Source organism: Burkholderia diffusa (assembly GCF_001718315.1).
GTDB classification, from domain to species: domain Bacteria; phylum Pseudomonadota; class Gammaproteobacteria; order Burkholderiales; family Burkholderiaceae; genus Burkholderia; species Burkholderia diffusa_B.
Genome location: NZ_CP013362.1, coordinates 950,836 through 963,527, shown reverse-complemented (window position 1 = coordinate 963,527; position 12,692 = coordinate 950,836). Strand labels below are relative to the sequence as shown.

Below are 12,692 nucleotides of genomic sequence, written 5' to 3'. Positions count from 1 at the left end.
AGTCGCACGCCTAGCGCCAGGGTTTGGAAAGCATGCGCGACGGTCGTATAACTGGCACAACCGGACGACCGATCCGGCACCGCGGACACGCGACGATTCGAACGACGACAAACGCGTCACACGGCCGCCCCCCCGCACACGCGGGAGCCGGCCTCTACAAGGAGGGAGACAATGGCAATGACCGACGCATCGGCCTCGGGCTGGTCGGATGGCAAACGTTATCTGTGGCTGCTCGGCGCGGTGACGATCACGCTGCCGATCCTCTCGGCCCAGCTCGCGCTGTCGACGGGCCTTCATGTGTTCTGGTGGTTCGGACCGCTGTTCGCGTTCGGCGTGATCCCGGTCCTCGACACGCTGATCGGCGATGACCGCGACAATCCGCCCGAAACCGTCGTCCCGCGCCTCGAACGCGAGCGCTACTACCGCTACATCGTCTATCTCGCGACGCTGGTCGAATACATCGCGTTCTTCATGTGCGTGTGGATCGTTGGCACACATGCGCTCGCGTGGTACGACTACATCGGCTTCGCGCTGTCGCTCGGCGCCGCGACGGGCATCTCGATCAACACCGCGCACGAACTCGGGCACAAGACCAACCGCTTCGAGCGCTGGCTCGCGAAAGTCACGCTCGCGCCGGTCGCGTACGGGCACTTCTTCGTCGAACACAACCGCGGCCATCACGTGCGCGTCGCGACGGCCGAGGATCCGGCGAGCGCGCGCTACGGCGAATCGTTCTGGGCATTCCTGCCGCGCACTGTGACGGGCAGCATCCACTCGGCGTGGCGGCTCGAGACGGCGCGCCTCGAACGGCTCGGGCGTTCGCCATGGACGTGGCGTAACGAGGTGCTGCACGCGTGGGCGATGACCGTCGTCGTATGGGGCATCGCGATCGCGATGGCCGGCAAGGTCGTGATTCCGTTCCTCGTGATCCAGGCCGTGTACGGCGCGTCGCTGCTCGAAGTCGTCAACTATGTCGAGCACTACGGGCTCGGCCGCCGCAAGCTGCCGAGCGGCCGCTACGAACGCTGCACGCCGCAGCATTCGTGGAACAGCAATCACGTCGTCACCAACCTGTTCCTGTATCAGTTGCAGCGACACGCCGACCATCACGCGAACCCGACGCGTTCGTACCAGGCGCTGCGCCACTTCGACGACTCGCCGCAACTGCCGGCCGGCTACGCGACGATGATCCTGTTCGCGTATGTGCCGCCGCTCTGGTATCGCGTGATGAATCCGCGTGTCGTCGCGCATTACGGCGGCAACATGGCGCAGTCGAACATCAAGCCGTCGATCCGCGCTCGCGTGCTCGCGCAGTATTCGGCTGCGGCGTGACACAGCACGGCGCGGTCGCGGTCGCGGTCGCGGTCGCGGTCGGCAATATCGTCACGCGGCCTGCGGCAGCCTGAACACGGCGACCGCGTGTCGCAACGCGCTCGCCTGTTCCGCCAGCGCCTGCGTCGCGGCCGACGCCTGTTCGACGAGCGCCGCGTTGCGCTGTGTCGCTTCGTCCATCTGCGTGACCGCCACGTTCACCTGCTGGATGCCGCCGCTCTGCTCCTGCGATGCGGACGAAATCTCACCGACGATCGACGTGACCCGTTGCACCGCGCCGACGATCTCGTGGATCGATTCGCCCGCGCGCGCGATCAGCACGGCGCCCTCGTCGACCCGCTGCGTCGATTGCTCGATCAGCGCCTTGATCTCCTTCGCGGCGGCCGCGCTGCGCTGCGCGAGCGTGCGCACCTCCGACGCGACGACCGCGAAGCCGCGCCCCTGTTCGCCCGCGCGCGCCGCCTCGACGGCCGCGTTCAGCGCGAGGATATTGGTCTGGAACGCGATGCTGTCGATGACCGCGATGATCTCGCCGACCTTCGCCGAGCTGGAGGCAATCCCGTTCATCGTGTCGACGGCGTCGGTCATCACGCCGCCGCCCGCGGCCGCGATGTCCGATGCGTCCCGCGCCAACTGCGCCGCGTGCTGCGCGTGCTCGGCCGACTGGCGCACGATGCCCGTCAGTTCAGTCATGCTTGCCGCGGTTTCCTCGATCGACGCAGCCTGCGCCTCGGTGCGCGACGACAGGTCGTGATTGCCCGCCGCGATCTGCGCGCTGGCGGTCGCGACAGCTTCGGCATGCGTGCGCACCTCGAGCACGACACCCGACAGGCTCGCCTGCATCGTCCGCAACGCGCGCAGCAGATCGGCGATCTCGTCGCGGCCGGCCGCGTCGACGTCGCGCGTCAGATCGCCGCCGGCCACGGCCTGCGCGCACGCCACTGCGCGATCGAGCGGGCGCAGGATCGCGCGGCTGAACAGGAACGCGCCGATCATCGCGATGCCGAGCACGATCAGCATCAGCACGACGCTCGCCGCGGTGGCATGACTTGCATCGCGGCTCGCTTGCGCCGACACGGTGGCGCTCTCGTCGGCAATCGCCTTGGCCGCGCGCTCGAGCAGCGCGGCGGGCACACGGTCGACACCCGCGACGGCCGCATCCCCGGCCGTCGGATCGAAACCGGCGGCCTTGAATGCATCGAACCCGCGCCGGTAGCCGTCACCCATCGCCGCATGCGCGCGCATGAACTGCTCGACCAGCGTACGGCTCTCGCCGGGCGGCAACTGGTTCACGAGTTGCGCGGCGAGCGTATCGACCGTGCGCTCGCGCGTCTGGAATGCCTGCCAGTACTTGTCGAGCTTGTCGGGCTGCTTGCCGCGCAGCAGCGTGTCCTTCCATTCCTGGACCTGCAGCTTGAACTGCACGAGCGTCGCCGACACGAGCCGTTCGTCGGCGACACGCGTCTGCACGTCGTTCGCGAACGTGTCGATCGAGCGGTTGAGGATGCGGATACCGTACAGCGCGCCGCAGAACATCAGCAGCAACGCGAGGGCGAATGCGAGGGGAATCTTGTAGCTCAGCTTCATGGGACCTTGAATCGACGGGAAACGGCGACCGCGCAAAAGGCGCTTGCCGCCGCCCACTGTTAACGGCGCGCGAAGCGAAGGCTGAAGCAAGACGAAGGCAGCGGGAATCCGGCGGAGACGGCACCGCAAGCAGTTGCGGCATGCCGCCGCGATATGCGAATCGGGCACATGGTGCGGGACGGCTTGCGCCGCCACCCAGCGGCGCAGGTCAGGCCAATGGAAACCGAGCATCGAAGCGAACGAGATGGCTTTCGCTCGACGGCGGGGGCAATCGCCACGCAAAGATTCGAGCATGGCGACGGCCGCGCTGCGCGTTGTGAGCGGTGCCACGCTCAGTCGCGCGCGACCAAAACGAAAAACCCCGTGATCCTTGCGAATCACGGGGCTTCGTATTTTGGCGGAGAGGGTGGGATTCGAACCCACGGTACGGGGAAACCGTACGCCTGATTTCGAGTCAGGTACATTCGACCACTCTGCCACCTCTCCTTCCTTGCTGCTTCATTTCCCGGCTGGTCGTGTCCGGGAAAGAAAAGATTATAGAACGATCTCTTTAAAACTCACAAGCCCTTTTTGCAAATTTTTTTGCGGAGGCTTGAAGACCGATCGCGGAGCGATCTCACGACGCCTGCGCAGGCGCTTCGATTCGCTCCATGCCACCCATGTATGGACGCAGTGCCTCCGGCACCGTGACCGAACCGTCGGCATTCTGGTAGTTCTCCAGCACGGCAACGAGCGTGCGGCCGACCGCGAGGCCGGAACCGTTCAGCGTATGCACGAGTTCCGGCTTGCCCTGCGCGTTGCGGAAACGTGCCTGCATGCGGCGCGCCTGGAACGCCTCGGTGTTCGAGCAGCTCGAGATCTCGCGATAGGTGTTCTGCGCGGGCAGCCATACTTCGAGGTCGAACGTCTTCGCGGCCGAAAAGCCCATGTCCCCCGTGCAAAGCGTGATCACGCGGTACGGCAGGCCGAGCTTTTGCAGGATCGCTTCCGCGTGGCCGACCATCTCGTCGAGCGCCGCGTACGATGCGTCCGGTGCGACGACCTGCACCATCTCGACCTTGTCGAACTGATGCTGGCGGATCATCCCGCGCGTGTCGCGGCCGTACGAACCGGCTTCCGAACGGAAGCACGGCGAATGCGCGGTCAGCTTGATCGGCAACGCGGTGCCTTCGACGATCGATTCGCGCACAGTGTTGGTCAGCGAAATTTCGGACGTCGAGATCAGGTACTGCGTGATCGTGTTTTCGGCACCGCCCTTCTCGACGCGGAACATGTCGTCGGCGAACTTCGGCAGTTGGCCCGTGCCGTACAGGATTTCAGGGTTCACGATGTACGGCGTGTACGTCTCGCTGTAGCCGTGCTGCAGCGTGTGCGTGTCGATCATGAACTGCGCGAGCGCGCGATGCAGCCGTGCGATCGGCCCGCGCAGCATCGTGAAGCGCGCGCCGGCGAGCTTCGCGCCGGTTTCGAAATCGAGGCCGAGCGGCGTGCCGACGTCGACGTGATCCTTCACCTCGAAGTCGAACTCGCGCGGCGTGCCCCAGCGGCGCACTTCGACGTTGTCGGCCTCGTCCTTGCCGACCGGCACGCTTTCGTGCGCGATGTTCGGCATGCCCAGCATCAGGTCGGACAGGCGCGTCTGGATCTCGCCGAGCTTGGCCTCCGACGCCTTCATCTCGTCGCCGATCCCGCCGACTTCGGCCATGACGGCCGACGTGTCCTCGCCCTTCCCCTTCATCGCGCCGATCTGCTTTGACAGGCTGTTGCGGCGCGCCTGGAGCTCTTCGGTACGGGTCTGGATCGCACGGCGTTCCGCTTCGAGCGCGGAGAACGCAGCGACGTCGAGGGTGTAGCCGCGATCGGCGAGGCGCTTCGCGACGCCGTCGAGGTCTTTGCGCAGCAACTGGATGTCGAGCATGGGAGGACTTGGAAAATCGTTGTGTAAGACGGGAATTCTAACGCACCGCGAGGCCGCCACGGCACTGGCCGGATGGACAGCGGCGCAAACGCGCGACGGACATGGCAGTATCGCATTGCCGACCCCCGCGTCGGCACTCGCCAAAGCGCGTCGCGCGGCCTCGTTGCGCGGCGACGCGACAACCGCCGCAGGCACGCCACACGCCCGCCCTTCTCACCGCCACGATCCGAGGGAACACGATGGCCATCGAACTGGACAAGGATGTCCGCGACCGCGCGATCGCGTCGCTGCAACGCTATTTCACAGAAAACATGGACGAGCCGATCGGCAACATCCAGGCAGGCGCGCTGCTGCACTTCTTCGTCGAGGAAATCGCGCCGGCAATCTACAACCTCGCGATTGCCGACGCACAGGAGCGCCTGCACGCACGGGTCGCCGAACTCGACATCGACTGCCACGCGGAGCCGTTCGAGTACTGGAAGAAGCAGCCGGGCCGCAGGCGTTGACCCGCCGCAGGCGGCGAACGGCCGGTCAGTCGTTCTTGCCGGCCTCGCGGTCGAGTTCACGCAGCCACGCGAGCTTGTCGGCGATCTTCGATTCGAGCCCGCGCGGCACCGGCTTGTACCAGCGCGGCTCGCGCATCCCTTCCGGCAGGTACGATTCGCCGGCCGCATAGGCATTCGGCTCGTCGTGCGCGTAGCGATATGCGTGACCGTAGCCGAGCTCCTTCATCAGCTTGGTCGGCGCATTGCGCAGATGCACGGGGACCTCGCGCGACTTGTCCTGCTTCACGAACGCCATCGCCTGGTTGAACGCGTTGTAGCCCGCGTTGCTCTTCGCCGCGCACGCGAGATAGATCACTGCCTGCCCGAGCGCCAGCTCGCCTTCGGGCGAGCCGAGCCGCTCGTACGTCTCGGCCGCGTCGTTCGCCACCTGCAGCGCACGCGGGTCGGCGAGGCCGATGTCTTCCCACGCCATCCGCACGATCCGCCGCGCGAGATATTTCGGATCCGCGCCGCCGTCGATCATCCGGCAGAACCAGTACAGCGCGCCGTCCGGGCTCGAACCGCGCACCGACTTGTGCAGCGCCGAGATCTGATCGTAGAAATTGTCGCCACCCTTGTCGAAGCGCCGCGCGTTCAGCGTCATCGCGCTGCTGACGAAATCGGCGTCGATGGTCGTGACCCCGGCGGACGATGCGGCCGTCTGCGCCTGCTCGAGCAGGTTCAGGAAGCGCCGCGCGTCGCCGTCCGCGTAACCGACGAGCGTATCGACCGCCTTGTCGTCGAACGCGAGGCCGTCGAGCGCGATTTCCTGCGCGCGCCTGAGCAACTGACGCATCTCGTCGTCGTTCAGCGACTGCAGCACATACACCTGCGCCCGCGACAGCAGCGCCGAGTTGACTTCGAAGCTCGGATTCTCGGTCGTCGCTCCAATGAAGGTCACGAGTCCCGACTCGACGAACGGCAGCAGCGCATCCTGCTGCCCCTTGTTGAAGCGGTGGATTTCGTCGACGAACAGGATCGTATGGCGGCCGGTGCGGTTCAGCGTGTCCTTCGCCTGCTCCATCGACTCGCGGATGTCCTTCACGCCGCCGAGCACCGCCGACAGCGCGATGAACTCGCAGTCGAACGCGAGCGCGGTCAGGCGCGCGAGCGTCGTCTTGCCGACGCCGGGCGGCCCCCACAGGATCATCGAATGCGGCTTGCCGGACTCGAACGCGAGCCGCAGCGGTTTGCCTTCGCCCAGCAGATGCGTCTGGCCGATTACCTCGGCGAGCGTCTTCGGCCGCAGCGCCTCGGCGAGCGGCCGGCGCGGCTCGACTTGAAACAGGTCGGACATGAACCCTCGCTCCAGATCAAACGATGGCGGCCGAACCGGCCGCCGGACCCGACATTATGACAGCCGCACGACGGCACCGCCGGTGCAGGCCGCCACAGCCCGGCCCGGTGCCCGCGTCCGGTGCCCACGCCCCAAACAACACGGGCCTGCCGTCGCCGGCAGGCCCGTGTCGGGAAAACGATGCGGTGCAGATCAGCCGGTGATCACGTCCGCGCCCTTCGGCACGACGAACTTGAACGCGTCGCTCTTCAGCGGCGGGTTCGTCTGGATGTTCGTGAAGGTGAGCAGCGTGACGTTGCCAAACACGTCGTGCAGTTCCATCGCGGCGAGCGTGCCGTTGCGGAAGCCGATGCCGATCCGCTGGAATTGCGTGTCCTGCGCCTTCGGCAACATCTCCAGCCACTCGATGCCGCCCTTCTCGCCGGCATCGCGCAGCGTGTAGTTCTTGTCCAGATCGTTGCTGCCGAACAGGATCGCGGCCGGACTTGCGCCCAGCGCGCCGTTCAGCTTGCGCTCGGTGACCTGGTTCAGGTCGCGGTCGTACACGTAGAGCTTGTCTCCGTCGGCCTGCAGCACCTGCTGGTACGGCTTCTGGTACGTCCAGATGAACTTCCCCGGACGCGAGAACACGAACGTGCCGCTCGAGTTGTCGTTCGGCTTCGGCGCGGCCTGTGCGGCGCTCGCGCCCTTGGCCGGCGCCTTGACGATCTGCTGCGTGAAATCGCCTTTCGCCGAACGCACTTGCGACACGAAGGCCTTCAGTTGCTCGGTGCCGCCCGCGAACGCATGCGTCGCCGCGAGCATCAGCGATGCACCGGCGAACGCCGCGCCGAGCCAGCGCCGCGTCGAACGAAGGGAAGGAACGAACGAAAGTTGCTGCATGTTGCGGTTTTCTCCCTGGGTGGCCGGCGCTGCGGGCGCCGCGGACTTATTCCGCGTCGCGCGCCGGCACAAGAATTTCGCGGTTGCCGCTCGACGACATCGCCGACACGAGCCCCGACTGTTCCATCTGTTCAAGCAGCCGCGCCGCGCGGTTGTAGCCGATCCGCAAATGGCGCTGTACGAGCGAAATCGACGCGCGGCGGTTCTTGATCACGATCTCGACGGCCTGATCGTATAGCGGATCAGACTCGCCGCCGCCTTCACCGGTTCCCGCGCCGGCCGAACCCTCGTCGCCGTCGGCGGTGCCGCCCTCGAGCAGCCCTTCGACGTAGTTCGGCTCGCCCTGCTCCTTGAGCTTCTCGACGACGCGATGCACTTCGTCGTCGGCGACGAACGCGCCGTGCACGCGCACCGGCAAGCCGGTGCCGGGCGGCAGGTACAGCATGTCGCCCATCCCGAGCAGCGATTCGGCGCCCATCTGGTCGAGAATCGTGCGCGAGTCGATCTTCGACGACACCTGGAACGCAATCCGCGTCGGCACGTTCGCCTTGATCAGGCCGGTGATCACGTCGACGGACGGACGCTGCGTCGCGAGGATCAGGTGGATGCCGGCCGCGCGCGCCTTCTGCGCGATCCGCGCGATCAATTCCTCGACCTTCTTGCCGACGACCATCATCAGGTCGGCCAGTTCGTCGATCACGACGACGATGTTCGGCAGGCGGCCGAGCGGTTCGGGATCGTCCGGCGTCAGGCTGAACGGATTCGGAATCTTTTCCTCACGCTTCGCCGCGTCGTCGATCTTGTTGTTGTAGCCCGCAAGGTTGCGCACGCCGAGCTTGCTCATCAGCTTGTAGCGGCGCTCCATCTCCGCGACCGTCCAGTTCAGCGCATGGCCGGCCTGGCGCATGTCGGTGACGACCGGGCACAGCAGGTGCGGAATACCTTCGTAGACGCTCATTTCGAGCATCTTCGGATCGATCAGGATCAGGCGCACCTGCTCGGCGGTGGCCTTGTAGAGCAGCGACAGGATCATCGCGTTGATCCCGACCGACTTGCCCGAACCGGTGGTGCCGGCGACCAGCAGGTGCGGCATCTTCGCGAGATCCGCGCACACCGGCTTGCCGCCGATGTCCTTGCCGAGGCTCAAGGTCAGCGCCGACGACGCGGCCGCATAGACTTCCGAACCGATGATCTCGGACAGGTGGACCGTCTGGCGGCGCTGGTTCGGCAGCTCGAGCGCCATGTAGTTCTTGCCCGGGATCGTCTCGACCACGCGGATCGACACGAGCGACAGCGAGCGCGCGAGATCCTTCGCGAGGTTGACGATCTGGCTGCCCTTCACGCCGGTGGCCGGCTCGATTTCGTAGCGCGTGACGACCGGGCCCGGATACGCGGCGACAACGCTCGCCTCGACACCGAAGTCCTTCAGCTTCTTCTCGATCAGGCGCGACGTGAATTCCAGCGTATCGGCGGAAATCGCTTCCTGCGTCTTCGGCGCGGGATCGAGCAGCGACACCGGCGGCAGCGTCGAATCGCCCGGCAGGTCGGTAAACAGCGGCACCTGGCGCTCGCGCTCGACGCGCTCGGACTTCGCCGGCGTGACGACCGGCGGCACGATCGTCACGGGCTCGTGATCCTCGATGCGCACGCGTTCCTCTTCGACCTTCCCTTCGCGGCGCACGGCCGCGGCCTCGCCGAGCTTGCGGTCGCGTTCGGCCTCGCGGCGCAGCTTCGCGACGTTGACGGCGGACAGGATCGCACCGCCGACGCGCTCGGCGACCGACAGCCACGAGAAGCGGAAATACAGCGACAGGCCGATCGCGAGCAGGATCAGGAGCAGCAGCGTGCCGCCGGTGAAGCCGAACGCATGCGACATCGCGCCCGCCACGGCCTCGCCGATCACACCGCCCGGCGCGCGCGGCAGCTGCACCTTCAGCGACCACATCCGCAACGCCTCGATGCCGTCGCACGCCAGCACGACGAGCACGAACGCGAAGATCTCGGTGAGCCAGCCGATCGGCCGCTCGGGCTCGTCGACGACCGCCTCGTGACGCGTGATGCGCCGGTAGTTGACCGCGATGCGCCGTCCAAGCGGCACGATCAGCCAGTAGGCCGACAGGCCGAACAGCAGCAGGATGATGTCGGCCGTCCATGCGCCGACGCGGCCGGCCCAGTTCGAGATGTGGTCCACCTGCGCGGCGTGCGTCCAGCTCGGATCGCGCCGGCTGTAGCTCAACAGGGCCATCACCAGAAAAGCGCAGAGCGCGACCTGGAGAATCCAGCGGATCTCCGTGAGGAGCTTCGACATCCGGTGCGGCAACGCCTGTGCCTGGGCGGAATAAGGAGCTTTTGCCATGAATCCGTATAAAGAGGACGGGCCGCGCGCCCGCCTGTCGTTCGATCGCGCTTATTGTAAACGCTGCACCGGGCCGCCAAGTGTAAATGACGGTTACATAAGAGGGCCGGGGCGCCCGAAGCGATCGCGGCAATGCTATCGCCCCGATTGAAACTCTCGTTCGGCAGCGCAGCAACGGGGCCTTTATAATGCGCGTCTGATACCCATCTATGACGGCATCCCGGTCAACCCAGACCGTCCGGCGAGCCTTACCCCGCCCGCCGCGGCCGCCTTTTACGGATTCGCACATGTCCACGCCCAAACACGCCAAAGTCCTGATTCTCGGTTCCGGCCCCGCCGGCTACACGGCTGCCGTCTATGCGGCACGCGCCAACCTGTCCCCGGTGCTGATCACCGGCATCGCGCAGGGCGGCCAGCTGATGACCACGACCGACGTCGAAAACTGGCCGGCGGACGCGAAGGGCGTGCAAGGCCCGGAACTGATGGCACGCTTCCAGGAGCACGCCGAGCGCTTCAACACCGAAATCGTATTCGACCACATCCATACCGCGAAACTGCACGAAAAGCCGATCCGGCTGATCGGCGACTCGGGCGAATACACGTGTGACTCGCTGATCATTGCGACCGGCGCGTCCGCGCAGTATCTCGGCCTGGCTTCCGAGGAAGCGTTCATGGGCAAGGGCGTGTCGGCCTGCGCGACCTGCGACGGCTTCTTCTATCGCAACCAGGAAGTCGCGGTGATCGGCGGCGGCAACACGGCCGTCGAGGAAGCGCTCTACCTGACGGGCATCGCGAAGAAGGTCACCGTGATCCACCGCCGCGACAAGTTCCGCGCCGAGCCGATCCTGATCGACCGCCTGCTGGAGAAGGAAAAGGAAGGCGTCGTCGACATCAAGTGGGATCACGTGCTCGATGAAGTGACGGGCGAGGATTCGGGCGTCACGGGCCTGCGCATCAAGAACGTGAAGACCGGCGAAACGCAGGATCTCAACGTGCAGGGCGTGTTCGTCGCGATCGGCCACAAGCCGAACACCGACCTGTTCCAGGGCCAGCTCGAGATGAAGGACGGTTACATCCTGACAAAGAGCGGCCTGCAGGGCAACGCGACGTCGACGAGCGTGCCGGGCGTGTTCGCCGCCGGCGACGTGCAGGACAACGTGTATCGCCAGGCAATCACGAGCGCCGGCACGGGCTGCATGGCCGCGCTCGACGCGCAGCGCTACCTCGAAAGCCTGCACGACAAGAAGTAAGCTCAAGCCTTCGTGCTCCGGGCGCTACAATGGCGTCCGCTGCCGCGAAGCGGGCTTGACCGGAAAGCCGCTGCCGCCGTGCAGCGGCTTTTTTGTGCCCGCGCGTTCGAACGCGCCTGCCCGGTTACCGAATCATGGCGAAGAACCAGCCCCATCCGAGCGATCCCGCGAAGCGGCAGATCGCCGCCCGTCCCGCGAACCCGGCGCCCGCCGCGCCGCCGCCCGCACCCGACGCCGCCGTCCTGCGCGGCCAGGGCCTGGCCGGCCTCGGCGCATTGCGCAAGTCGCTGCAAGGCGAAGCCGACCGCCGCGAGCGCACCCGCGTCGAAACCGCGAAGGCCGCCCGCCAGGCGGAAGCCGACGCGAACCTGTTCCGCAACGAAATCGGCGCGATCCAGCCGCTGAACGCACCGCCGCGTGCGAAGTCCGGCCGCACGCCGCCCGATCCGGTGCCAAAGCAGACGCAGCGCGACGAGGAGGACGTGCTGAATGCGACGCTGTCCGACGAATTCGATCCCGAGACGCTGCTCGACAGCGACGAATCGCTGTACTACCACCGTCCGGGCATCAGCCGTGATGTCGTACGCAAGCTGAGGAGCGGCGCATGGATCGTGCAGGCGCAGCTCGACCTGCACGGGATGCGGCGCGACGAAGCGCGCGACGCACTCGCGGAGTTCATCCGCGAGGCCGGCAAGAAGGGGCTGCGCTGCCTGCGCGTGATTCACGGCAAGGGGCTCGGCTCGATCGGCAAGGAGCCCGTACTGAAGGGCAAGGTGCGCGCGTGGCTCGTGCAGAAGGAAGAGGTGATCGCGTTCTGCGAGGCGCGCAGCCACGACGGCGGCGCGGGCGCGGTGCTCGTGCTGTTGCAGCCGCTCGCGGCGCCCGCCGACCGGGGGCCGCGTGCCGCATCCTAGGCTGACGCTCGCGATCGCGGTACTGGAGGCGATCGCGACGCTGGCGTTCGCGATCTCGGGCTTCATCGAGGCACGCAAGAACCGGCTCGATTCGGTCGGCACGTTCGTCGTCGCGCTCGCCACCGCGTTCGGCGGCGGCACGCTGCGCGACATCCTGCTCGAGCGCCGGCCGTTCTACTGGGTCGTGCACGACGACTACGTAATCGCGATCTTCGTGCTCGCGCTGTTTGCGCCGTTCGTGCTGCGGATGCTGTCGCGGCTATCGGCCGAGCGGCTGCTGCTGGTCGCCGACGCAATCGGGCTCGGCATCTTCAGCATTTCCGGCACTGCGATCGCGCTCGATGCCGAGATGCCGCGCTTCATCGCGGTGATGATGGGTGTGATCACGGGCGTGGTCGGTGGGATCATCCGCGACGTGCTGTGCAACGACATCCCGCTGATCCTGCGCGATTCGCGGCCGTACGCGACCTGCGCGTTCATCGGCTGCTGGTTCTACCTGCTGCTAGCGTGGCTGCAGTTCGATTCGGTGTATAGCGTGCTGCTCGCGACCGGTTTCATCCTCGTCGCGCGGCTCGCGACGTACAAGTTCGACGTGCGGTTGCCGCACTGAA

General features: G+C 66.4%; 9 protein-coding genes, 1 tRNA gene and 1 pseudogene. 5 read left to right on the top strand and 6 right to left on the bottom strand.

Annotated elements, in window-relative coordinates; translation table 11 throughout:
* The first annotated feature begins 171 nt into the window (after positions 1–171).
* Positions 172–1,332, top strand: coding sequence for an alkane 1-monooxygenase (locus WI26_RS04365; RefSeq protein WP_069225289.1), 1,161 nt, complete (start codon positions 172–174; stop codon positions 1,330–1,332).
* Between the two features lie 51 nt (positions 1,333–1,383).
* On the opposite strand, the gene WI26_RS04360 is transcribed toward WI26_RS04365, so the two are convergent.
* From WI26_RS04360 to serS, 3 genes are all read right to left on the bottom strand, one after another.
* On the bottom strand, positions 1,384–2,919 hold the full coding sequence (locus WI26_RS04360; protein ID WP_069225288.1) for a methyl-accepting chemotaxis protein: 1,536 nt from the start codon (positions 2,917–2,919) through the stop codon (positions 1,384–1,386).
* A gap of 395 nt (positions 2,920–3,314) precedes the next feature.
* Positions 3,315–3,405 (bottom strand) — tRNA-Ser (locus WI26_RS04355).
* 130 nt (positions 3,406–3,535) lie between these two features.
* A complete protein-coding gene (gene serS, locus WI26_RS04350; protein WP_069225287.1) occupies positions 3,536–4,837 on the bottom strand; it encodes a serine--tRNA ligase in 1,302 nt (433 codons plus the stop codon).
* 239 nt (positions 4,838–5,076) lie between these two features.
* Between serS and WI26_RS04345 the strand changes: the two genes are divergently transcribed.
* A complete protein-coding gene (locus WI26_RS04345; RefSeq protein WP_059467033.1) occupies positions 5,077–5,343 on the top strand; it encodes a DUF2164 domain-containing protein in 267 nt (88 codons plus the stop codon).
* A gap of 25 nt (positions 5,344–5,368) precedes the next feature.
* Here the strand turns inward: WI26_RS04345 and WI26_RS04340 are convergent, their stop codons facing one another.
* The 3 genes and pseudogenes from WI26_RS04340 to WI26_RS04330 form a co-directional block, all read right to left on the bottom strand.
* Positions 5,369–6,679: a replication-associated recombination protein A gene (locus WI26_RS04340; RefSeq protein WP_069225286.1), complete on the bottom strand. Its 1,311-nt coding sequence runs from the start codon at positions 6,677–6,679 to the stop codon at positions 5,369–5,371.
* Between the two features lie 192 nt (positions 6,680–6,871).
* Positions 6,872–7,519 (bottom strand): annotated as a pseudogene (gene lolA, locus WI26_RS04335) (outer membrane lipoprotein chaperone LolA); the annotation flags it as partial.
* Positions 7,520–7,607: 88 nt separating this feature from the next.
* A complete protein-coding gene (locus tag WI26_RS04330) occupies positions 7,608–9,917 on the bottom strand; it encodes a DNA translocase FtsK (protein ID WP_059467030.1) in 2,310 nt (769 codons plus the stop codon).
* 287 nt (positions 9,918–10,204) lie between these two features.
* Between WI26_RS04330 and trxB the strand changes: the two genes are divergently transcribed.
* The 3 genes from trxB to WI26_RS04315 all read left to right on the top strand — a co-directional run bounded on the left by trxB (position 10,205) and on the right by WI26_RS04315 (position 12,691).
* A complete protein-coding gene (gene trxB, locus WI26_RS04325; RefSeq protein WP_059467029.1) occupies positions 10,205–11,167 on the top strand; it encodes a thioredoxin-disulfide reductase in 963 nt (320 codons plus the stop codon).
* Between the two features lie 134 nt (positions 11,168–11,301).
* Positions 11,302–12,081: a Smr/MutS family protein gene (locus WI26_RS04320; protein ID WP_059509688.1), complete on the top strand. Its 780-nt coding sequence runs from the start codon at positions 11,302–11,304 to the stop codon at positions 12,079–12,081.
* Positions 12,068–12,691, top strand: coding sequence for a trimeric intracellular cation channel family protein (locus WI26_RS04315; RefSeq protein WP_059467027.1), 624 nt, complete (start codon positions 12,068–12,070; stop codon positions 12,689–12,691). The genes WI26_RS04320 and WI26_RS04315 overlap by 14 nt, the downstream gene beginning before the upstream one ends.
* Position 12,692: the final 1 nt, after the last annotated feature.